The sequence below is a fragment of the Pseudomonas sp. MF6755 genome (assembly GCF_016405635.1).
GTDB lineage: Bacteria > Pseudomonadota > Gammaproteobacteria > Pseudomonadales > Pseudomonadaceae > Aquipseudomonas > Aquipseudomonas haemolytica.
Map to the genome: position 1 here is coordinate 272,252 of NZ_JAEKDA010000002.1, position 19,865 is coordinate 292,116.

General features: G+C 56.6%; 25 protein-coding genes and 1 tRNA gene. 15 read left to right on the forward strand and 11 right to left on the reverse strand.

All coding sequences use genetic code 11. The annotated features are described in order from the left end of the window. Positions 1-11: 11 nt before the first annotated feature. Genes gpM through JFT66_RS03655 form a run of 3 tightly spaced genes read right to left on the reverse strand, consistent with a single transcriptional unit; the run spans position 12 to position 2,675 of the window. Complete coding sequence (gene gpM, locus JFT66_RS03645) at positions 12-737, reverse strand: phage terminase small subunit (RefSeq protein ID WP_198858773.1); 726 nt, start codon at positions 735-737, stop codon at positions 12-14. Beyond that, positions 734-1,756, reverse strand: coding sequence for a phage major capsid protein, P2 family (locus JFT66_RS03650; protein ID WP_198858774.1), 1,023 nt, complete (start codon positions 1,754-1,756; stop codon positions 734-736). The genes gpM and JFT66_RS03650 overlap by 4 nt, the downstream gene beginning before the upstream one ends. 1 nt (position 1,757) lies before the next feature. Then, positions 1,758-2,675: a GPO family capsid scaffolding protein gene (locus JFT66_RS03655; protein ID WP_198858775.1), complete on the reverse strand. Its 918-nt coding sequence runs from the start codon at positions 2,673-2,675 to the stop codon at positions 1,758-1,760. A 163-nt stretch (positions 2,676-2,838) separates the two neighbouring features. On the opposite strand from JFT66_RS03655, the gene JFT66_RS03660 reads away from it, so the two are divergent. From JFT66_RS03660 to JFT66_RS03670, 3 genes are all read left to right on the forward strand, one after another. Next, positions 2,839-4,890, forward strand: a complete 2,052-nt coding sequence (locus tag JFT66_RS03660) for a terminase large subunit domain-containing protein (protein ID WP_198858776.1) — start codon at positions 2,839-2,841, stop codon at positions 4,888-4,890. Continuing rightward, positions 4,829-5,674 carry a phage portal protein gene (locus JFT66_RS03665; RefSeq protein ID WP_233097006.1) on the forward strand — a complete coding sequence of 282 codons (846 nt, stop codon included), beginning with the start codon at positions 4,829-4,831 and terminating at the stop codon, positions 5,672-5,674. The genes JFT66_RS03660 and JFT66_RS03665 overlap by 62 nt, the downstream gene beginning before the upstream one ends. Positions 5,675-5,744: 70 nt before the next feature. Further along, positions 5,745-5,993, forward strand: coding sequence for an ogr/Delta-like zinc finger family protein (locus tag JFT66_RS03670; protein ID WP_198858777.1), 249 nt, complete (start codon positions 5,745-5,747; stop codon positions 5,991-5,993). 59 nt (positions 5,994-6,052) lie between these two features. Here the strand turns inward: JFT66_RS03670 and JFT66_RS03675 are convergent, their stop codons facing one another. Together JFT66_RS03675 and JFT66_RS03680 are read right to left on the reverse strand one after the other, a co-directional pair. After that, complete coding sequence (locus tag JFT66_RS03675) at positions 6,053-6,229, reverse strand: hypothetical protein (protein WP_198858778.1); 177 nt, start codon at positions 6,227-6,229, stop codon at positions 6,053-6,055. Between the two features lie 101 nt (positions 6,230-6,330). Next, positions 6,331-6,678, reverse strand: a complete 348-nt coding sequence (locus tag JFT66_RS03680) for a helix-turn-helix domain-containing protein (protein WP_153838259.1) — start codon at positions 6,676-6,678, stop codon at positions 6,331-6,333. 92 nt (positions 6,679-6,770) lie between these two features. On the opposite strand from JFT66_RS03680, the gene JFT66_RS03685 reads away from it, so the two are divergent. From JFT66_RS03685 to JFT66_RS03725, 9 genes are all read left to right on the forward strand, one after another. Next, entirely contained in the window at positions 6,771-6,971 is a 201-nt protein-coding gene (locus tag JFT66_RS03685) for a DNA-binding protein (RefSeq protein ID WP_198858812.1), read from the forward strand. A gap of 29 nt (positions 6,972-7,000) precedes the next feature. Then, entirely contained in the window at positions 7,001-7,480 is a 480-nt protein-coding gene (locus tag JFT66_RS03690; RefSeq protein WP_332875111.1) for a YmfL family putative regulatory protein, read from the forward strand. Next, positions 7,477-7,713, forward strand: a complete 237-nt coding sequence (locus tag JFT66_RS03695) for a hypothetical protein (RefSeq protein ID WP_153838211.1) — start codon at positions 7,477-7,479, stop codon at positions 7,711-7,713. Before JFT66_RS03690 ends, JFT66_RS03695 begins: the two co-directional genes overlap by 4 nt. A gap of 75 nt (positions 7,714-7,788) precedes the next feature. Beyond that, positions 7,789-8,022: a hypothetical protein gene (locus JFT66_RS03700; protein ID WP_122456916.1), complete on the forward strand. Its 234-nt coding sequence runs from the start codon at positions 7,789-7,791 to the stop codon at positions 8,020-8,022. Positions 8,023-8,026: 4 nt separating this feature from the next. Next, entirely contained in the window at positions 8,027-10,825 is a 2,799-nt protein-coding gene (locus JFT66_RS03705; protein ID WP_198858780.1) for a toprim domain-containing protein, read from the forward strand. Positions 10,826-10,840: 15 nt separating this feature from the next. Beyond that, on the forward strand, positions 10,841-11,134 hold the full coding sequence (locus JFT66_RS03710; protein ID WP_198858781.1) for a hypothetical protein: 294 nt from the start codon (positions 10,841-10,843) through the stop codon (positions 11,132-11,134). Positions 11,135-11,199: 65 nt separating this feature from the next. After that, positions 11,200-11,448, forward strand: coding sequence for a hypothetical protein (locus JFT66_RS03715; protein WP_153838214.1), 249 nt, complete (start codon positions 11,200-11,202; stop codon positions 11,446-11,448). Next, positions 11,441-11,611: a hypothetical protein gene (locus tag JFT66_RS03720; RefSeq protein ID WP_198858782.1), complete on the forward strand. Its 171-nt coding sequence runs from the start codon at positions 11,441-11,443 to the stop codon at positions 11,609-11,611. Before JFT66_RS03715 ends, JFT66_RS03720 begins: the two co-directional genes overlap by 8 nt. Before the next feature lie 106 nt (positions 11,612-11,717). Beyond that, positions 11,718-12,902, forward strand: coding sequence for an Arm DNA-binding domain-containing protein (locus JFT66_RS03725; RefSeq protein ID WP_198858783.1), 1,185 nt, complete (start codon positions 11,718-11,720; stop codon positions 12,900-12,902). On the opposite strand, the gene JFT66_RS03730 is transcribed toward JFT66_RS03725, so the two are convergent. The 5 genes from JFT66_RS03730 to JFT66_RS03750 form a co-directional block, all read right to left on the reverse strand. Then, positions 12,886-13,137 carry a hypothetical protein gene (locus tag JFT66_RS03730; RefSeq protein ID WP_153838216.1) on the reverse strand — a complete coding sequence of 84 codons (252 nt, stop codon included), beginning with the start codon at positions 13,135-13,137 and terminating at the stop codon, positions 12,886-12,888. The genes JFT66_RS03725 and JFT66_RS03730 overlap by 17 nt on opposite strands. Further along, positions 13,134-13,379: a hypothetical protein gene (locus JFT66_RS03735; RefSeq protein ID WP_198858784.1), complete on the reverse strand. Its 246-nt coding sequence runs from the start codon at positions 13,377-13,379 to the stop codon at positions 13,134-13,136. The genes JFT66_RS03730 and JFT66_RS03735 overlap by 4 nt, the downstream gene beginning before the upstream one ends. Further along, positions 13,376-13,651, reverse strand: coding sequence for a hypothetical protein (locus JFT66_RS03740; protein ID WP_198858785.1), 276 nt, complete (start codon positions 13,649-13,651; stop codon positions 13,376-13,378). Before JFT66_RS03740 ends, JFT66_RS03735 begins: the two co-directional genes overlap by 4 nt. Positions 13,652-14,011: 360 nt before the next feature. Then, positions 14,012-15,547: a sensor domain-containing diguanylate cyclase gene (locus tag JFT66_RS03745; RefSeq protein ID WP_198858786.1), complete on the reverse strand. Its 1,536-nt coding sequence runs from the start codon at positions 15,545-15,547 to the stop codon at positions 14,012-14,014. A 366-nt stretch (positions 15,548-15,913) separates the two neighbouring features. After that, positions 15,914-16,003 (reverse strand) — tRNA-Ser (locus JFT66_RS03750). 338 nt (positions 16,004-16,341) lie between these two features. On the opposite strand from JFT66_RS03750, the gene JFT66_RS03755 reads away from it, so the two are divergent. The 3 genes from JFT66_RS03755 (at position 16,342) to JFT66_RS03765 (ending at position 19,120) form a co-directional block, all read left to right on the forward strand. Further along, positions 16,342-17,034: a crotonase/enoyl-CoA hydratase family protein gene (locus JFT66_RS03755; RefSeq protein WP_034120749.1), complete on the forward strand. Its 693-nt coding sequence runs from the start codon at positions 16,342-16,344 to the stop codon at positions 17,032-17,034. 212 nt (positions 17,035-17,246) lie between these two features. After that, positions 17,247-17,990 (forward strand): 1-acylglycerol-3-phosphate O-acyltransferase, encoded by a 744-nt coding sequence (locus tag JFT66_RS03760; RefSeq protein ID WP_153872700.1) that lies wholly within the window; start codon positions 17,247-17,249, stop codon positions 17,988-17,990. Between the two features lie 158 nt (positions 17,991-18,148). Continuing rightward, positions 18,149-19,120 carry a magnesium and cobalt transport protein CorA gene (locus JFT66_RS03765; RefSeq protein ID WP_034120751.1) on the forward strand — a complete coding sequence of 324 codons (972 nt, stop codon included), beginning with the start codon at positions 18,149-18,151 and terminating at the stop codon, positions 19,118-19,120. Here the strand turns inward: JFT66_RS03765 and JFT66_RS03770 are convergent. Beyond that, a complete protein-coding gene (locus JFT66_RS03770; protein WP_034120753.1) occupies positions 19,117-19,842 on the reverse strand; it encodes an amidotransferase in 726 nt (241 codons plus the stop codon). The genes JFT66_RS03765 and JFT66_RS03770 overlap by 4 nt on opposite strands. Between the last annotated feature and the right edge of the window lie 23 nt (positions 19,843-19,865).

Genomic DNA, 19,865 nt, shown 5'->3' on the forward strand with positions numbered 1-19,865 from the left:
GGGGTAGTCGGTTATTCGGTGACCGGGTTAGTGGCCGCTTGTTTTGCCAGGGCCTTGCGGACCTTATCGATGCGCGTGTTGTTTCCAGCCTGGGCGTATAGCTCGGTGGATCGTTCCAAATGCTTGAGCGCGGTTTCCCACTGCTCGGCCTCCATGGCGCGCATGCCGATCAACTTGTGGTACTTGCTTGGGATCTGCTCCGTCAGTTGCCATTCGCCGTCAACGCGGGGCAGAAGGTCGGACAGATAGGGCTCCGGGCTGCGGCTAGCGTTGTATTCGGCGTAAGCCCACTCACACACTGCGTCGGCCACAAAGGTCTGGATGTCGCGGCGCTTGAAGCGCTCCGGCATCTGCTGGCCCTGCTCCATCAGGAAGTCGGCAAGTTCCAGAGCGTCATCGAACTGGGTCGTATCGAACAGCCAGACCATGACCTGCACCGCAACGCGGTTAGGGAAGTTCAGGCCCGACTCGCAGTAGCGCTGTACGTATTCCTGGTACTTGGGCAGCAGTTCTTCGCGCTTGAGTGCCTGACGTCCGGCCAGCCCGTTAATGGCGCTGATTCGCTCCAGGTCCTGGTCCAACGCCGCTTCCTGCAGTAGCAGGTGCTTGCGAGCATTGGCGGGACTGCTGAGCGCATCGGCCGGCGAATAGGCCAAGCTTGCAGCAGCGGACATCGCCGCTACTGCAGTGCTGCCCATGGCCAGGGTGCGGCGCTTGTGCGCCAGGGCCAAACTCACGCCGCCACCAATTCAACGTTTTCAGTGAGCGCGATCTTTTCCAGCTGCTCGATCACATAGCCTTCGTTGCGGCTGTTGTAGTCCTCGACGCGGGAGCGTTTCGGGTTCTCGATCGTCTGCTTACGCCAACTGGTGTCCTGGTAGTAGATCGACAGGTTGTCCCAGCTGGTGACCAGCACGGCGTTGACCGGGAAGTTCGGCACGCTGAAAGCCGGCAGACCTCCATAGGTCGCAATAACCTGGGCGTTTTCGATGCGCTCTTTTTCGGTCGGCGTGTCGCCTTGCTTGGTGTACAGCTTTGCCTTGTCGGAGGCGAGCAAGTCGGTGCCGATGATTGCGACCAGGTCGCCGTCTTCGCGCAGGATCTCGTCCACCATCTGCTTGGTGTCATGCACCAGGGCATCAAGGTTGGCGTAGTCACCACCAGCGCCCAACATCACCTTACCGGCGGTGGCGCCCTCTTTAAGAACCTGCTGCGGGGCTTGCTCGCGCAGTTGCTGCAGCCAGCCCTTGTTCACGTCCTGCAGCTTTGGATTGGCCGCCAGATCAGTCTGAGGGGAGGCACGGGTGCCGTGAAAGCCGATAACGATTCGGTCTTGGGCAATACGCTTTTGCACTGCAGCGGAATAGCGCTCTTTGAAGTCGGGAAACTTCGCCCAGGCGTCGATCTTGGCATATGGCAGGCCAACGTCTGACTGTGTATCAGCCAGTTCATAGGTGGTGTTGTCCAGCGCCGAAGCGTCCTTGGCTTCGCGGTCGGTGGTCTTGGTGTTGGTGCGGCCAGTGACCGGACCGTTCACGCCAATGAACACCTTTTCACCCTTGATCTCGCTGACCGGGGTGACGTTGATACGCTCCAGGAAGTCGGCTTTCGCGGTGATTGCGTCGTTCAGTTCCTGGGCAATCGTCGGGTCGACGCTGAACATGCGGGCCGAACTTTGGACGCCATACGCTTCGGCGATGGCTTCCTGCAGCTCGGCATATTGCTTGGCGCCACGGGCGCTTAAAGGCTGGGCCATGTCAGAGCACCTTACGTCGTGGGGCGGCTACTGGACCGGGGTTGCGTGGCAACTGGCGACCTGCGGAAGTGTTCTGCAGCGCGGTGAAGCGCTTTTCCAAAGCCGCCATGCTCGCCAACAGTGCCTTATTCGTGGCCGCGCCCTTACGGCTGAACTCACGCTCGTCTTCTGCTGTAGTGACGATCTCGTCTACGGCCGCGCTCACGTCGTCGATTGGTGCCTGTTCGGGTTCTGGTGCATCTGCGGCGGCGGGCTCAATCACAGCCTGAATGCCGGCAGCGACGACAAGCAGCTGCTCCAGCAGGGCTTTAAGCGCCGTTGCGGTAGCTTCATCCATTGGGGGTTTGCTCTCAGTTGGGGGGGTGGGTTCGGCGGGCTCGGCATCCGTGGAAAAGCGCTTGAACAAACCGGAGAGCAAGCCGATCAGCTTGCCGACCTCGCTTTGCGGCTCAGCTTCAAAAGAGCCCAGTTCAACGGACGCGGCGTAGTACGTCGCTTTGTTGGTTTGGCGGGAGAAGTACAGTTCTTGAGTGCCAAGGCTCGACGGTGTGTCGGTGACCGCAAGGCCGGTCAGGTAGGATTTGCCGCTACCGGCGAAATTCGGCCAAATCTCAACACTGGTAAACAGCTTCTGCCCCTGATCATTCAGGTACAGCAGTCGATCGTTGGGCTTGAGCTGGGCCTCCAGGGCGACTTGCCCTTCCTCCAGATCATCGCCCTCCTCGACCAGACGGACCGCGTATACGGTGCCGAAAGAACCTTCCGCACGCTGGTGTTCACACCAGATCACAGCTGTGTATTTCGACGGCTTGTAGGTTTCAGCGATATCGCGCAGTTCCTGGGGAAGGATCTCGCGACCATCGGCGGTAATGCCGCTGGTGGCGACACGTTTCCAGAATGAAACAAGGGAACGGGGCATGGGCGATAACTGCGCTCAATCGGTTGAATGAGCCGCCACGATAGGGAGCCGCCAAGCCCCAAACAAACGGTTCAAATGCGCGTTTCTCCTATATCTGCGATATAGGCGGATCGCGGAATTTAACCCCGCGTTTCAAGCGTTTTCGCCGCATAGACTGCGGCCCATGTACTACTCGACCGAAGTTAAAGAAGCTGCCAAACGCCTGTTTCTACGCCGCTGTAAGGCCAAGGAAATTCAAGCGCAGCTCAACCTGCCCAACATCCGCATCGTCTACTACTGGATACGCCAGGGCGGTTGGGAGGACATGCTGTCGGACGAAGAACCGCTGACCGCAGTCGGCCGGCGTATCACCCTGCTCCTGGACAAAGCCAGCAGCCTGACCAAAGACGAACTCAACGAGCTGGACCGACTGACAACGGTGCGCGAGCGCTTGTTAAAGCAAGCGGTCAAGCCATCGCCGGCCCCGGCCGGGGAATCAGGCAGCGAACCTCAGGAACGCCGCCAGGGCGCGCGTGGCGAACGTTCGGGCCGTGGCGATAGCGGAGGGAAGAAACGCGAGAAGAAAGCCAAGAACGATATCAGCGGGCTAACCGAAGTCGACTTCCTGAATAAGTTCATCAGCAAGATGTACCGCTATCAGCAGGAGCTGTTCGCGGCCAAGCAAAACCCGCTGACATGCCGAATCCGCAATATCCTGAAAAGCCGCCAGGTGGGCCTGACCTACTACTTCGCCGGCGAAGCCTTCATGGATGCGGTGCTGACTGGCGACAACCAGGTGTTCCTGTCGGCCAGCCGCTCGCAGTCGGAGATTTTCCGCAGCTACATCATCCAGTTTGCCAAACAGTGGTTCGACATCGAGCTGACCGGCAACCCGATCACGCTCAGCAACGGCGCCGAGTTGCGCTTTCTAAGCACCAACAGCAGCACCGCCCAGGGCTACCATGGCCACGTCTACGTCGATGAGTATTTCTGGATACGTGACTTCGACAAACTCAGCACCGTGGCCAGCGCCATGGGCACCCACAAGAAATGGCGCAAAACCTATTTCTCGACGCCCAGCGCGGTGTCGCACCAGGCGTACCCGTTCTGGTCCGGTGAGGAATTCCGCAACAGCAAACGCGGCAAGAAAGCCGGCGGCACTTGGCCCACCGAGGCGTCATACACCCAGGGCGCGCTGTGCCCCGATGGTCAATGGCGCAAGACCATTACTCTGGACGACGCCATCGCCGGCGGCTGCGATCTGTTCGACCTTGAACAGCTGCAGCTGGAGTACGACGAAGACAAATTCCAGCAGTTGTTCTACTGCAAGTTCATCGACAGCAGCCAGAGCGCATTCGGCCTCAAGGATCTGGAGCGTTGCTATTCCGATCTGTCGCTGTGGGAGGACTACAACCCGGAACTGGATCAGCCGTTTGGCAACAGCCCGGTATGGCTTGGCTACGATCCGAGCCGTACCCGCGACGACGCTACCTGCGTGGTGGTCGCCCCGCCACTGGAACCCGGGGCGAAATTCCGCATCCTGGAAAAACACAGCTGGCGTGGGCAGTCATTCAAATACCAGGCCGACCAGGTCAAGAAACTTACCGAGCGTTTCAACGTGCAGCACATCGGCATCGATACGACCGGTATCGGTTACGGCGTGTTTGACCTGGTGCGGGACTTCTACCCGCGTGCGACCGCTATCCATTACAGCCTTGAGACCAAAAATACTCTGGTACTCAAGGCCCAGGACACGATCCAGGGCAGTCGCATCGAGTGGGACGCCGGCTGGACTGATATCGCTCAGGCATTCCTGACCATCAAGCGCGGCACCACCACCAGCGGCCAGGTCACCTACAGCGCTTCACGCACGGACGCCACCGGTCACGCCGATATCGCCTGGTCGATCATGCACGCCCTGTTCAATGAACCCCTCAACACCAACAAGCGGCGCCGTAGCCGCTATGTCACGAGCGGAACCAATGCCCAAGCCACGACACAAAAAGCCCCAAGTCAGCCAGCAGGTACGACAGCCACAGCCCATGCGGGCTTTCACTTTCGGGGAACCCGAACAGGTACTGTCCGGCAACATAGGCGAGTACCTGGGGGTATTTCTCAGCGACGACGGCGAAATCTACAAGCCGCCGGTATCACGGGCGGGCCTGGCCAAGCTGCTGCGCGCCAACGCACACCACGGCGCCATTCCGAAGTTCAAGCGCAACCTGCTGTTGCGTGAATTCATCCCGTCCGAGGGCTGCAGCACACAGACCATGGGCCGGGCGAGCCTGGACTACATGGTGTTTGGCGAAGCGTACTTCTATCGCGATACCAACGCCTTTGGCGAAGTGCTGGAGATGCAGCACCTGCCCGCCATCAACATGCGGGTGAAGGTCGACGGCGGTTTCAGGATGCTACTGCCAGACAGCAAATACATGGACTTCCACCAGGATGAAATCGAACACGTCCTGGACTATGACGTGGAACAGAACATCTACGGCGTGCCCGACTACCTGGGCGGTCTGCAGGCGCTGCTGCTCAACGAAGCCGCGACCCTGTTCCGCCGGCGCTACTACAGCAACGGCGCACACGCGGGTTACATCTTCTACACCAACGACCCGGACTTGACCGAAGAAGACGAAGAGAACCTGCGCGCTCAGATCAGCGCCAGCAAGGGCGTGGGCAACTTCCGCTCGATGTTCGTCAACATCCCCAACGGCAAGGAAAACGCCATCCAGATCATCCCCGTGGGGGACTTCCAGGCCAAGGACGAACTGGAGAAAGTGAAGAACATCACCCGCAATGACGTAATCGCGGCGTGGCGTATGAACCCTGCCCTAGCCGGAATCATCCCGGAAAACAACGGCGGGTTCGGGGACATCGAAAAAATCGATCGCGTGTACACCAGCAATGAAATCAGGCCGATCTGTCAATTGTTCAATCAGTTGAACGACACACTGAGAAAAGACAGGAGTATTAGCTGGCTAAAAGCCAAATCAGCAGACACAAACACTACGAAATAAGGCTAAAGCAGCGACTACCACTAACTTTATGGCAACATATTGGATATTGGCTGCCCTGGGGAGGGACACAATGAGAGTTGTATGCAAATGCGGAAATAAGGGCCGGATTGCTTCCAGAGAAGAGCTATCGCGGGATTTTGCGAAGCTGTATTGCCAGTGCCTCGATGCAACGTGCGGGCACACCTGGGTAGCAAACTTGACGTTCTCACACACGCTGAGCCCCTCCGCTCAGTCATACGAAAGAATGCTGTTTGATCGTTTGAGGGATATGCCCAAGGCGAAACAGCGGGAGCTAATCGATCAGCTTGGCGTTGCATGAACGATATAAAGCGCCAGTCGCAAAGGCCGGCGCGTGCTTTGAGTGTTATGCCAGGAAGGTCATTCGATGTCAGAAGGCTCAGCAAAATAGCCGGCAATTCGCTGAATCTGTTTACGGTCTTTTTCAGATATCTGTCGATATAGCTCGATAAGCCGGACTTCCAAATCCGTAAGTTTCAACCATTCACAACCCGCCGAGTCACGAAAACCACTTTCCAATTTGTTGCGATCCAACATGCGTACTGCTCCGTTCTTTGCATTTGTTGAATCGACGGTATTGGGCTGTGATCCCTGCTCTGACCCAGCGATTTCATTGGAGATACGCAGTTTGTTACAAGTTAATCGGATGGGTCAGAGGCCTCTGCAGCCATGGACTTAACGATACGCCGCACAGTTTTTTGATCATCAGGCGGTAGCCGCCTGAATTGTTCGACCAGATCCGCCTCTGCGGGAGCGAGCCCCTGACCAGGTGGTGGAGATCGATGCCCAGAAAGAACGTAACCCGCGTCAACCTTATGTTCTACCAACGCAGAGACGTAGCGCAGGTCCAACGAATTGGCGCCTAACTCATAATTTTTCTGAGTTCCACGGCTAACCCCCAACAACGTCCCAAAATCAGTTTGATTCAAACCTAAGCGCTCGCGCTCTTCCCTTAGGCGATCACCTACTCCGTCAGCTATGAGCATTTTTTTATTCACCACACTTGACCTGATCAATTTTTTGACCAAGAATCGCCACAGACAAACAGAAACAACCACAAACGAACAGAGTAGACATGATGCCCGCCACTGTTACACCCGAGCAAGCCCGGGCCGCTCTTGATCACAAGGGAGTGAGCATCGCGGAGTTCAGCCGCAAACACGGACTGAACAAAAATTTAGTCAGCGACCTATTGAACGGTCGGATCAAAGGTCGCCGGGGGGAGGCACATCGCGCCGCTGTATTGCTCGGTATCAAAAACGGCGTGATCGCACAGTAATGGTCAGCATAGGTAGGGAACAGCAGAAAATGAAAAGTCAGGTTCTAAAAACACGGCGTGAAGTTGTCAGTGCAATTATTTGCACCTTTGAAGGTGGCCGCGAACGCGCCGCCGCTCGCATCGGCCTACCTCTCAAGAAGTTTGATAACCACGCTTACGAGAACAATAACTGCCGTCCGCTGACAGACCTACAGATCTATCAGTTGGAACAAGTCACAGGCACCCAGCACCTGGCCAACTACGTAGCGGCCATGTACGGCGGCATGTTCGTACCGGTCATCCAACCGGAAAACCTAGACAACGTTGAGATGTATGCACGGGCAGTGCAGACGTCGGCCAAACAGGGCACGGTCGACCAGGTTATCGCTCAGGCTATCGAGGACGGAGTAATCACCGAAGAAGAGGCCGAATTGATCTTGAACGCGCACGTCTTACACATAGCTGCACGAACTGCCGAAATTCATGCCGCCATCGATCTCTACCGCGCTAGGTCAGGTAAAGGCCAATGAACACTCACATCAACGCTTTGGACTACCAACAGTGTGTGCAAAACGCTGCACTGGAGTTCCTTAAGCGCCACCAAGCCGAACACCTGGGCGACTTGTCGGCACTACGTAAACGGGCCGTTATTCATTTGGTGGAGAACCTCGACGTGGCCGAACCGGTTGCAACCAAACTGACCGACCTTGCCCACATCGAGTTGCTGGACCTGCCAAAGCGCCAACGCTCCGCAAACTCGTAACACCAAACCCAACCAATCGCCGGCCCCACGCCCACGTGGGTTTGGGTGAGCTGCGCCCGAAATTGAGGTTTAACGATGGCAAACGCCGTAATTGTCACCACACAACTGCCCCCGGCCGAGGCCGAAGCGTTGCTGGCCAACCTGCGTGAACAGTATCGCTTGAGCCTCAACGAGCACTGGTACGCCGACCAATTCCGCCTTGTAGCGGCTGGTCTGCGCCATGGCGCAATTCTCGCTCACATCCCGGTCATGGCTGCGCAAAAACGCCTCATGGCAGCCCTGTCCCACAGCCTCAAAGCAGTGAAGTAACCCCATGAAAGAAGACCTTCGTCACGACGTGCTGCAACGCCTTCAGGCCGACTTCGGGCTCAAGCACCGCACGGGCACCGACTACATGCGCGGCGGCACCTGCCCAAAGTGCAAAAAGAAAGAGCTGTATTCCCGCTTTGATACGCCATGGATGGTGATCTGTGGTCGCCCCGAAAAGTGTGGCCACACACTACATGTGAAAGAGCTATACGACGATCTGTTCGAAGATTGGAGCAAGCGAGCACCGGCGACAGACCAGCACCCCAACGCAACGGCACGCGCCTACCTGGAGTTCGCCCGGGGCTTTCGGTTTGAGCTAATCCAGGGTTGGTTCACCCAGGAAACGTTCTACTCCGCTGAACACAACGCCGGCAGCGCAACGGTGCGCTTCGCCTTGGAAAAAGGCGGTTGGTGGGAACGCCTAATCGATCAGCCACACCGCTTCGGCAACATGAAAGCCCGCTTCAAATCCAAGGATAGCTATCGCGGCGTCTGGTGGTGCCCTCCCTGCGTCGACCTTCTTGAAGCCAAGGAAATCTGGATTGTTGAAGGCATCTTCGACGCCATCGCCCTGGTGCATAACGACATCGCAGCCGTGTCGGCCATGTCCTCCAATGCTTTTCCTGGGGACTCGCTCAAGGCACTGGTTAAGACACGCGAGGGCGGGAAGTTGCCCAAGCTGGTTTGGGCGCTTGATAACGAGCCCAGCGCCAACGCCTACACCCGACGTTGGGTACGCGAAGCCCGTGCCCTGGGCTTTGTTTGTGAGTCTGCGCAGATCCCGCAACGTGACGGCCGCAAGTCAGACTGGAACGACCTTCATCAGCGTTGGGGCTTCATCCAGGACGACACCAAGCGCGCCGAACAGATCGCTACTGACCTCAAGCAAGCCCGCCACCAGGGCGCCCTGCTGCTGGCCGAGAGCGCAGCGGAAAAGGCCTTGCTGATGTACGACTGGAACAAACGCGGGGAATTTCACCTGGGCTTCGGCAGCCGCCTATATTGGTTCAAGTTGGACATGGAGAAATTCAACCGGGCCATGTCCGACATCGAGGACAGCGAGAATCACGACGACCAACTGCTTAACCAGGCGCAACAACGTGAAAAAGCGCTGCAGCAGTCCGGCAGTGTTGTGGAGATTGCCAACTGCTACCCACAAGCCCTGTACTTCCAGCGTAACGAGGTAACGGACGAATCCTGGTACTACCTGCGCGTGGACTTCCCGCACGACTCCGAAAGCGTGAAAAACACCTTCACCAGCGGCCAGCTGTCGGCCGCGAGCGAATTCAAAAAGCGACTGCTTGGCATGGCGGCAGGTGCAATGTTTACCGGCAGTGGCCAGCAGCTCGACAAGCTCATGAAGGACCAGCTGTTCGGCATCAAAACGGTTTCGACCATCGACTACGTGGGTTACAGCAAGGAATACGCCTGCTACGTCTACGGCGATATCGCGATCAAGGACGGCACCACCTACAAGGTCAACAGCGAAGACTATTTTGAGTTCGGCAAGCTACGCCTGAAAACCCTGCAGAAAGGTGTCCCCATCAGACTGCAGCGGGAAGCAAAGGGCTTTGATGAAAAATGGGTGCCGTTGTTGTGGACCTGCTTCGGTGCCCAGGGCTTTGTCGCCCTGGTGTTCTTCTTCGGCTCATTGTTCTGCGAACAGATCCGCGCTCGCTACCAGTCCTTTCCGTTTCTGGAGGCTACCGGTGAAGCCGGCGCCGGCAAAACAACCCTGCTGAACCTCCTGTGGAAACTCCTCGGCCGTGAAGGCTATGAGGGCTTCGACCCGATGAAATCGACAAAGGCCGGACGCTCTCGTCTGATGGGCCAAGTGTCCGGCATGCCGGTTGTTTTCCTGGAAGCCGATCGCCACAGCGATGATCGGGCACACGCTAAAACCTTCGAATGGGACGAGCTGAAGGACTTCTACGGCGGCGGCACGCTGGCTACGAAAGGCGTCAAGACGGCAGGCAACGAAACCTACGAGCCGCCATTCCGGGGAACGATCGCAATCAGCCAAAACGCGGCCGTGGTCGCTCACGAAGCGATCATGACGCGCATCGTAAAACTGCACTTTGTACGCCCCATCGTCACACCGGAAAGCCGCGCTGCAGCTGATCAGTTAAACGCTTTGGACGGCGGCACCCTCAGCCACTTTCTATTACGGGCTGTAGGCAAAGAGTCCGCGGTGCTTGAGCTGTTCGCCCAGCGTATGCCCGAACACGAAGCGAAGCTGCGTCGCCTGCATACCCAATGTTTTGCCTGCGGCACCGCCTATACCAGCGATCAGGGCAACTGCAGCAGTTGCGGCTATGACTTGCGCGGGTACATCCGTGTCGAGCGCATCAGCAAGAACCACGCGCAGCTACTCTCGCTGCTGGATTGCCTGCGCCTGGTGCTGAAACTCAGTGATCCCCAGGTCGCTGCCACTCAGCGACAGATCGTGCGGATGGCGATCGAGCGCCAGGCCTCGATCAGTTCCGACCATTCCGCCGTGGCCGAGTTTTGGGAGGTCTACGACTACCTCGAATCCTTGAGTGAAGACCCGGTGGTCGACCACAGCAGCGACCCCGCGGTGATAGCTATCAACCTTAACGAATTCTGCGAGCGCGCCGCCGAACACAAACAGAAGTTGGCCGACGTGGCCACATTGCGCGATCTGCTCAAAGAGTCCCGTTCCCGCAAGTTTCTAGACAGCAACAAGGCGGTACATAGCGCTGTGCGTGCTGCTTTCAACAACCGCAACCCGTGTTCACAACCCCGGCCGACGACAGTTAAGTGCTGGACATTCAAGGCGTAAAGGAGAGTAAGACCGATGCAAATCCAAGTGTTTATGGGCAGTGCCGGCGACGGCAAAACCAGCAAGCTTCAGTCAGTTCAGGACCGTTTGGACTTCACGGGAGAAAGCGCGCCGATCATCCAGGCCGGGGCATATGGAGAGGACGGCTTGCTGGAGATTTTGGAGGTGCGCGCAGTCGGTGGCCAACGCGAAATCCTGGTGGACGAATGCAGCCGGCAACAGATTTTGAGGGTGCTGGAATGGCAATCATGCAGTGAACATGAGCCGAAGTTTGATGGCCTGGTGATCCACCTGGCACGCAGGGACTGACCTTTAAAAAACAGTGCCGAGGAGTTGCAGCTCCTCGACACCCGACCGCAACAGAGGGCTATACCATGCAAGCACAGAACCTAAGCAGCAGCGCCGCGAAGGCTACCACACCGGCGCGGCACCTGGTGGCCACCGCGATTATCGGCGCGGCCGTCATTGGCTACCTGGTACACAAAACCCCTGAATCACGCACCCGCCTCGAAAGCCTCAGTCAGATGGCCAGCACCCTAGGCGAACTGAGCGCAAAGGATGCGGCTGTCGTCGCACAACTGCTCGCCAACACCTCATCCCGGGGGACGGCGCGCCATGCCTAAGCAATCCCATGCAACTCAGGCACGACGCTTTCCCTGGAACATCGACTACACCAGCGTTTGCGATCTATGCGGCCGGTGGCGCGCCCAGGGCAACCACGAGCAATGCAGCCGGCAACGCCAACGGCTGAATGCCCATCTGCGCAACCACAAGCCCAAGCCATAAGCCGCGTCCACCAGAAGATGCGCTTCCAGATACTTGGCCCGGAAACGGGCCTTTTTGTTTCCGATCGTCAGACTGTCGCTATACGAGTACAGCGTTAGGGGTTTACATGAGTGGGGTCGAAGCTCGCGGTAATTCCGTGAGAATCTATTTTCAATACGACGGCGACAAATGCCGCGAATCATTACCTGGAGGGAACACACCGGCGAACGTTGCCCAGGCCAAGCGCTTGCTCGCCATCATCGAATACGAAATCCAAGCGGGCACCTTTGACTACGCGCGCCACTTCCCCAATTCAGCCAGGCTGGTGGGAAACACCTTCGGGCATTACCTGGACATATGGTTGCGAATCAAAGCCAACAGCGTGGCCGCATCGAGTTACAGGGGTTACGCCAACAAGGCCGAAGTGCATGTGCGGCCGCGCTGGGGCAAAGTGCAGATTAACGCGATCGATCACCTGGACCTGCAAGAGTGGATCCAGGGCACGCTGTCCAAAACCCTCAAAAACAAGACCATCCGCGACATCATAAGCAACGTGCGTCAGGTGTTCCGGCTGTACCGCACGCGGATGAAAGTCGCGCACGACCCCACTGAAGGCTTGATGGTGCGCCTGCCCGATCCCGAAGCACCGGACCCGTTCACCCGGGCAGAAATCAAACAGATCCTGGAAACACCGACCTCCCGCACGCTTGAGTTGCTGATGGTGCAGTTCATGATTTGGGCGGGGCCTCGAGTGTCGGAAACCATCGCCCTGGCGTGGGAGGACGTCGACCTGGAACAAGGCACGGTGACCTTTCGCCGATCGAAAGTACGCGGCGCTTATCGCGTCACCAAAACTCGGCGCTCGATGCGCAAGGTTCGTTTATTGGCGCCGGCCTGGGATGCGTTGCGCAAAGTCGAGGCACTTACCCGCAAAAGAAAGGCCGAAACCGTTGAAATCGTCGAGCGGGACAATAAAACCGTGCGCCGGCACACGCTGCATTTTGTGTTCTTAAACACCAAAACCGGTCTGCCGCACGCCAACGATTTTGTTGTACGTGACCGCTTTTTTAAGGCTCATTTGCTCGCGGCTGGGGTACGCTATCGCGGCCCTGGACAGTGCAGGCACACATACGCCAGCCAGCTACTGACGACGGGCATTGCCTCAATTGATTGGATCGCCGAACAAATGGGGCATACCAACGGCAACATGATTCGTCAGCACTACGGGACGTGGATTAATGAGGACGGACCAGATGTGGTGGGTATGCTGCAGTTGGCATTAAAACTGTCGCCGGTCACAGTTCTACACTGAAACCCGCAAGACCCACGGCCTCGGCAAAACGCCCCACCGCCGTCAGGCTCGACCAGGTGCGCAACGGTTCACGCCGCGAGCGCACTGGCACCAGGCGCGCGGTGGGACCGCCCAGGCGGATGGATAGTGACCACTTTCTGTCGTCGCCGGCAACGCGGCCCACGACGGCCTCCCGCACGGCGTGTTGGCTGACCAGGGCTTTTAACGTCTCCGACTGGATCGCTTCGCCGATCATGGCATCAGCTCCTCACGGCGCATGGTGGCGGCGACGTCTACCGCTATAAATAGTGCTTCGATGGTCGCCGGAGTCAGCGCGCGGGCCGCCTGCACCCCCTCCACAAAACCTTCAGCGCGCTCCTGAGCCAAGTCCAGGGCGCGCGAATCTGCAACACGACCGAGGCATGCCAGGTGATTGGCCATATTAGTGCGGATTAAATCCGGCAAGTTGATCCCATTAAGCGAGAACACGTCGCTCATGCGTTCTTAGCCGCCGTACTTACCTCTAAACGATCCTGAGCCGTCCTCCAGACTTGCGCCAGCGTGGCTGTCATGGCCAGTTCTATTTCATTCGTGATCAGTTCAGCGTCACGCAGGGCCTGCGTGTAGCCGATGGCGTTATGGTAGGCACGGAGAGCCACATCCCTGTCGGTAGCCGCATGTACTGAATTCAAGCGTAAATGCCAGGCGGTTTGAACCTTTTCGTTGGGTAAACCGGGCTGATCATTCATTGCTAGTACGGTGATAGGCATGTCCTGTCCTTACTTATAGGCGCCGTAGAGGCCTTACCAGCATAGCGGGTTCTGGTAGGCCTGTTTAGGGGGTAGCGGTTGCCACAGCCACAAAAAAAGGCCCCCACACCTGGTCAAAGTGTGGGGGCCTTTTTTACATAAGCGGCGTTATTCGCATTCAGTGTTCAATCTATCCGTCGTCAACGCCCGTATCGACACATTTCTGTCTTTCCACAATGGCAGCTAACGGCCAAAACTAAGGGGTCGGTAGCGTCTAGAAAATCCGCGGCTATTCAGTGAGTAGCACTCCGATGATCTGAGGAAACCTGTGCTGTTGATTTAAAAGGACCTGCGGGAGAGCCGACCCGTAGCCGCTACGCTTTAGGTTTCGAGGACTTCCCGCGACTGATACTCAACTCGATTGCGCCCCAGTTTTTTTGCGCGATACAGAAGACTGTCGGCCTTTTCCAGCAAGTCAGTCGCTAGAATTACGCCATCTTGGTGGTTAGAAGCTACACCTGCGCTGATGGTGACAATACCTGCTGCATTGCCCCTGTGTTCAATTTTTGCAGCTTCTATTAATGATCGCAGTTCCTCAGAGACCTCTATTGCACCTGCCAACTCCGTCTCTGGAAGTAGGATTACAAACTCTTCCCCGCCATACCGGGCAGCCAAGTCGGCAGGGCGTCTTATATGATTTCCTATTAACTGTGCGATTTGCCTTAAACATTCGTCACCAAGAACATGGCCATAATGGTCGTTATACTGCTTGAACCAATCTATATCGATCAATATGAGTGCTACGCTATTCCCAGTGCGGCATGCTCTCGACCACTCTTGTGCCAGTGCAGCATCGAAACACCTACGGTTAGGCAACCCCGTCAGGCTATCTGTTTTAGCAATATGCTCTAAATCACATTGCGCAAGACGCAGTTCCTCTTCTGCCACCAACAAACGTTGAATTTGTCGGTAAAAGAGAAACCCCAGGCTGGTCAGCACAAAAATAATAAGCACAACCATAATGGATGCTTGATAGACGTAGGTCCACCATGTTGAAAATACTGACTCTAACGACAATCCTGCTGCTGCGACTATCGGGAGGCCCTTTATGCGGCTGTAAGCATAGATTCGCTCTACTCCGTCCACGACCGACGTCCAGATTGCCGTTCCCTCGTCGCTGCTCTTCAAGTATCGACTAAACAGCTCTCCCTTAGCGATGTTAGTGGTCATTAACGCGTCAATCATTGGTCGGCGGGCCAGCAAATCGCCGTTATTCAGTGCGAGCAGTATTACTCCTTTTTTGTCGACGTCTAAACGCTCAAAGAAACTTTGAAAATATGCGACGGACAACGTCGCCAAAACCACACCGCTGAAACTGCCATCTGGGTAATCGGTGCGGCGGCTGACAGGAATGATCATGTCGCCAGTAGTGCGGCTCAGAATGACCTGACCTATATGAATTTCAGAGCCGGGATGATTCTTGTGGTAGATAAAATAAGATCGATCGCTATTGTTCTTTATGACCGTCTCTGAGGAGAACGAATTTACTACCCAGTCGCCATTCTTATCGTAAAAGAACAACCCTTGAATGCCGTCGGCTGCCTCAACATTGCTGGCCATTACTTTAAATAATCGTACTCTCTGTTCGGCATCAAGTTTGTCATTTTCTATGCGCTCTGCGAGGTTGCTCAAAATGCTTTCAGCCTGACGCAAGGTATCTTGGGCCTGCTGATCGGAAGCCCTAACAATGTTATGGACAGCAATTCTCGCATTACTTAATTTCTCGTCCGCCGATTGTTTCAACTGCCAGGCAATTGCGGCAATTAACATGACACAGACAAGGAAGGTGAAAGCTACTAGGCCCACAGAGAGAGCTTTAGGTGTTAAGCGGCCAGACACTAGGGTAATGTTTTTCATTGACTTCATCATAGCGTTGAAATGCTGAACCTTCCTGTGAATTTTCTAAATTCTTCAAGACCCAGATTGAGCGTATCCACAGCGATCAGGATACCGAGTCAATATGGGCCTAATAACCCCAACATGCACGCTACGAATCTAAACAAGGTCAACTTTACGAAACCGCTAAATGGGCGCAGCCAGGGCAGCGAATCAGGATCGACGGCCAGATGAAGTGTCCACCGCACACTCAGTGATATGCTCAAATTTTCGCACCAAAATAGAGCGCCAGTCCCATGGTGGTCCCATGGGGCCATTTTTTGGACGCCAAAAACCACAAACCCCCGACTTTCTCTAGGAAAATCAGGGGTTTGCGTTTTCGTAATTTGGCGGTGAAGGAGAGATTCGAACTCTCGATACAATTTCTTGTATACACACTTTCCAGGCGTGCTCCTTAAGCCACTCGGACACTTCACCGTATCTCGGCAAACCAGTTCAGTCTGTCGAGGCGCGCTAATGTAGTCGAAAGCCTTTCTGATGGCAAAGGTTTTTTTCAGAATTTTCATGCGGTTAGACGGTTATGCCGGGACGCGTCCGGCAAGGGGCGATGTTTCTGCCATTCTCGGGCATCACCAGCACAGGTCTGGCCGGGCTGTTGCGCCTTGCTGCGGGCCGTCTAGCCTTGGGCAGGCGGGGAAAGTCTGACTGGGTAGTCAGTCACGGCGCTTTACCGGGGCGGGCGTGGTGGGTAACGTCTGCGCACGCACTGCTATAAACAGTCCATCTCTATAACAAGCCCTACAAGGAACCGCGTCATGAGTGAGTTGATTGCCTACCACTTCGAAGACGGTATCGCGACCCTGACCTTGAGCAACGGCAAGGTGAATGCCATTTCTCCGGCAGTGGTCAGTGAGTTTAATGCTGCGCTGGATCAGGCCGAGAAGGATCGGGCGGTGGTGATCATCACGGGCACGCCGGGGATTTTGTCGGGTGGTTATGATTTGAAGGTGATGACCGCCGGCCCTAAGGAGGCCATCAGCCTGGTGACGTCGGGCTCGACCCTGGCGCGGCGCTTGTTGGCACACCCGTTCCCGGTGATCGTCGCATGCCCTGGGCATGCGGTGGCCAAGGGTGCGTTCCTGTTGTTGTCGGCCGATTACCGCATTGGCGTGGAAGGCCCGTTCAGCATTGGCCTGAATGAAGTGGCGATTGGCATGACCATGCACCACGCCGGTATCGAGCTGGCGCGGGATCGTCTGCGTAAGTCGGCGTTTCATCGGTCGGTGATCAATGCCGAGATGTTTGATCCCCAAGGCGCCTTGCACGCCGGCTTCCTGGATAAGGTGGTGGCACCGGAAGAATTGCACGCTGCAGCATTGGAAGCGGCGCGTCAGTTGAAGAAGATCAACATGAACGCCCACAAGCACACCAAGTTGAAAGTGCGCCGCGCACTGCTGGAAGCCCTGGACGATGCAATCATCCAGGATCAGGGCCATAACCTGGGTTAATCCCCACACCTGCTTGACTAAAGCCCGACCTAGAGTCGGGCTTTTTCTTACAAACAAACCCGAAACATCTGTAGCCGCTCTAGACAGCCTTTATCGGCATATGTGGAAACATGCGCTTAAACATCGCCTATCTCCTACGTATGTAGGGGCAATTGCCGAATACAGTGCACATCCGTACACTGCGCCACCTTTTGTCCCAATAGGCCGTGTCGATGCTGTTTCTGTTACGTATGTTGTTGATGAGCCTGCACTTTATGGTCGCCGGGGTATTGGGCGTGCTTATCGGTGTGTGCCGTCCGTTCAACCCGGACAACAGTCGCCTCTGCGCCCGCCTCTATGCGTTGCCGGCCATGTGGATTTTGCGCCTGAACGTGAAGACGGATGTCGACTCGCTGCGCAACAAGCCCGGTACCTGCGTGGTGATCGCCAACCATCAGTCCAACTACGACCTGTTTGTGTTTGGCAATGTGGTGCCGCACCGCACGGTATGTATCGCCAAGAAAAGCCTTAAATGGGTGCCCCTGTTCGGCCAGTTGTTCTGGCTGGCGGGCAATGTACTGATTGACCGTGGCAATGCGCACAAGGCGCGGCGTGCCATGCTCACCACCACCCATACGTTGCAGCATGAAGACACTTCGATCTGGGTGTTCCCGGAAGGCACGCGTAACCTGGGCAAAGGTCTGTTGCCGTTCAAGAAAGGCGCGTTCCACATGGCGATCGCGGCCGGTGTGCCTATCGTGCAGGTGTGTGTCAGCAATTACGTGACGCAGATGAAGCTCAATCGCTGGGACAGTGGGGATGTGCTGATACGTTCGTTGCCGCCGATTCCTACCACTGGCCTGACAGTGGATGACATCCCTGAGTTGATGCTGACTTGTCAGACGCAGATGGATGAGTGCATCGCACAGATGGACCGCGAACTTGCAGGAGCGAGCTTGCTCGCGAAAACCGTATAAGCAACACGGGTCACCTGATAGCGCTGCGTAATCGTTGTCGATCTTCGCGAGCCAGCTCGCTCCTACAGGGGAATGGGCAATGTCTGCCAGCAACAACGGAACGCCGTTCAGGCTAAGCTGCCCAATATCTGTCCTCTTAATAAGAAGTGATCTGCACCATGGGTAGAGTTGTTGCGGCCGCCGTTTACAGCGCCGGAAAGAAAGTCACGGATATCACCCTCGATGAAGGCGCAGCCTGGGCTGCCAAACCCGATCACTTTGTGTGGATCGGCCTGGAAGAGCCCAGCGCCCAAGAGTTGAACAACCTGCAACGCCAGTTCAACCTGCATGAACTGGCGATCGAAGACGCCATGGAAAAACACAGCCGCCCGAAGCTGGAAACCTTCGGCGATGCGCTGTTTATCGTCACCTACTCACCGGTGCGCGAGCACGGCAAGCTGGAGTTTATCGAAACCCATATCTTCGCCGGTAACGGCTACATCATCACTGCACGCAACGGTCACTCGGCGTCCTACGGCTTCGTGCGCCAGCGTTGTGAGGCGCGCCCGCTGTTGTTGGAGCATGGGGAAGATTTCGTCCTCTATGCGCTGCTGGATTTTGTCACGGAGAACTACCAGCCGGTCAGCGAGGCGATTCACGCCGAGATCGATGAGTTGGAGCGTAACGTGCTGTGCAGTTCGCTGAGCGAGGGCGATATCCAGAACCTCCACGGCCTTCGCCGCGACGTACTGCGGCTCAAGCGCTATGTGGCGCCAATGGTGGAGATCAGCCAGGAGTTGCAGAAGCTGAGCTTCCCGTTTATCGACAAGAACATGCGCCCGTATTTCCGTGACGTGCAGATCCACGTCACCCGGCAGATGGAAGACCTCACCACCCTGCGCGATATCGCCAGCCAGACCATCGAGATCGGTGTGTTACTGGAGGCCTCGCGCCAGAGCGTGGTGCAGCGCAAGTTCGCCGCGTGGGCGGCGATCCTGGCATTCCCCACGGCGGTGGCGGGGATTTATGGGATGAACTTCCAGAACATGCCCGAGCTGCAATGGCACTACGGCTATTTTGCGGTGCTCGGGTTTATTGCGTTTGGTTGTACCGGTTTGTGGGCCAGCTTCAAGCGTTCGGGCTGGCTTTAAGCTTTAGCCTCAGGCTTGTGCGCGACAAAGCGCATCATCCATTCCGCCACGGTCACGCCGTGGTGGTCGCGCTCCAGGCTGGCAACGCCGTTGGTATAGACCTTCTCACCCAAGGTTGTCTGAAGAATCTCCAGCAACTCGCGGGAATAGTCGTGGATAAATTCCGGATGGCCCTGGAAGCACAGCACCTGGTCGCCAATGTGGTACGCGGCAAACGGGCAAAATTCGCTGGAGGCGATGACCGTTGCGTTCTGCGGCAACGTGGTGACCTGGTCCTGGTGGCTGATCAATAGCCTCAGTTCCGGCACCTCGGGGCTCATCCACGGTGCCTTGGCATCCAGCTTGTAATCGTGGGTGCCCATGCCCCAGCCCTGGTTGGCGCGCTCAGCCTTGCCGCCAAGCAACAGAGCAAGCAACTGGTGACCGAAGCACACGCCCAGCAGTTTGTCGCCGCGCTCATAACGCTTGAGCAGGTAGGTCTTGAGGGTCTGGATCCAAGGGTCAGTACCGAAGGAGTCGGCCTTGCTGCCGGTGATCAGGTACGCGTCAAATACTTCGTCATCCGGCGGGTATTCGCCCTGCACCACGTTGTAGACGACAAACTCTGCGGCAATCGGTTGCTTGGAGAACAGGCGCTTGAACATCTGCCCGTAGCCTTGGTACTCATCGATCAAAGCGGGACGCAGAATATCGGTTTCCAGGATGCAGACGCGTAGCGACATAAAAAATACCTGACACGGCGATG

Excerpts from the sequence above, each read along its gene's own strand:
- JFT66_RS03650 (WP_198858774.1), bottom strand. The coding sequence starts at position 1,756 with ATGGCCCAGCCTTTAAGCGCCCGTGGCGCCAAGCAATATGCCGAGCTG.
- JFT66_RS03655 (WP_198858775.1), bottom strand. The coding sequence starts at position 2,675 with ATGCCCCGTTCCCTTGTTTCATTCTGGAAACGTGTCGCCACCAGCGGC.
- JFT66_RS03660 (WP_198858776.1), top strand. The coding sequence starts at position 2,839 with ATGTACTACTCGACCGAAGTTAAAGAAGCTGCCAAACGCCTGTTTCTA.
- JFT66_RS03670 (WP_198858777.1), top strand. The coding sequence starts at position 5,745 with ATGAGAGTTGTATGCAAATGCGGAAATAAGGGCCGGATTGCTTCCAGA.
- JFT66_RS03675 (WP_198858778.1), bottom strand. The coding sequence starts at position 6,229 with ATGTTGGATCGCAACAAATTGGAAAGTGGTTTTCGTGACTCGGCGGGT.
- JFT66_RS03680 (WP_153838259.1), bottom strand. The coding sequence starts at position 6,678 with ATGCTCATAGCTGACGGAGTAGGTGATCGCCTAAGGGAAGAGCGCGAG.
- JFT66_RS03685 (WP_198858812.1), top strand. The coding sequence starts at position 6,771 with ATGCCCGCCACTGTTACACCCGAGCAAGCCCGGGCCGCTCTTGATCAC.
- JFT66_RS03690 (WP_332875111.1), top strand. The coding sequence starts at position 7,001 with ATGAAAAGTCAGGTTCTAAAAACACGGCGTGAAGTTGTCAGTGCAATT.
- JFT66_RS03695 (WP_153838211.1), top strand. The coding sequence starts at position 7,477 with ATGAACACTCACATCAACGCTTTGGACTACCAACAGTGTGTGCAAAAC.
- JFT66_RS03700 (WP_122456916.1), top strand. The coding sequence starts at position 7,789 with ATGGCAAACGCCGTAATTGTCACCACACAACTGCCCCCGGCCGAGGCC.
- JFT66_RS03705 (WP_198858780.1), top strand. The coding sequence starts at position 8,027 with ATGAAAGAAGACCTTCGTCACGACGTGCTGCAACGCCTTCAGGCCGAC.
- JFT66_RS03710 (WP_198858781.1), top strand. The coding sequence starts at position 10,841 with ATGCAAATCCAAGTGTTTATGGGCAGTGCCGGCGACGGCAAAACCAGC.
- JFT66_RS03715 (WP_153838214.1), top strand. The coding sequence starts at position 11,200 with ATGCAAGCACAGAACCTAAGCAGCAGCGCCGCGAAGGCTACCACACCG.
- JFT66_RS03720 (WP_198858782.1), top strand. The coding sequence starts at position 11,441 with ATGCCTAAGCAATCCCATGCAACTCAGGCACGACGCTTTCCCTGGAAC.
- JFT66_RS03725 (WP_198858783.1), top strand. The coding sequence starts at position 11,718 with ATGAGTGGGGTCGAAGCTCGCGGTAATTCCGTGAGAATCTATTTTCAA.
- JFT66_RS03730 (WP_153838216.1), bottom strand. The coding sequence starts at position 13,137 with ATGATCGGCGAAGCGATCCAGTCGGAGACGTTAAAAGCCCTGGTCAGC.
- JFT66_RS03735 (WP_198858784.1), bottom strand. The coding sequence starts at position 13,379 with ATGAGCGACGTGTTCTCGCTTAATGGGATCAACTTGCCGGATTTAATC.
- JFT66_RS03740 (WP_198858785.1), bottom strand. The coding sequence starts at position 13,651 with ATGCCTATCACCGTACTAGCAATGAATGATCAGCCCGGTTTACCCAAC.
- JFT66_RS03745 (WP_198858786.1), bottom strand. The coding sequence starts at position 15,547 with ATGAAAAACATTACCCTAGTGTCTGGCCGCTTAACACCTAAAGCTCTC.
- JFT66_RS03755 (WP_034120749.1), top strand. The coding sequence starts at position 16,342 with ATGAGTGAGTTGATTGCCTACCACTTCGAAGACGGTATCGCGACCCTG.
- JFT66_RS03760 (WP_153872700.1), top strand. The coding sequence starts at position 17,247 with ATGCTGTTTCTGTTACGTATGTTGTTGATGAGCCTGCACTTTATGGTC.
- JFT66_RS03765 (WP_034120751.1), top strand. The coding sequence starts at position 18,149 with ATGGGTAGAGTTGTTGCGGCCGCCGTTTACAGCGCCGGAAAGAAAGTC.
- JFT66_RS03770 (WP_034120753.1), bottom strand. The coding sequence starts at position 19,842 with ATGTCGCTACGCGTCTGCATCCTGGAAACCGATATTCTGCGTCCCGCT.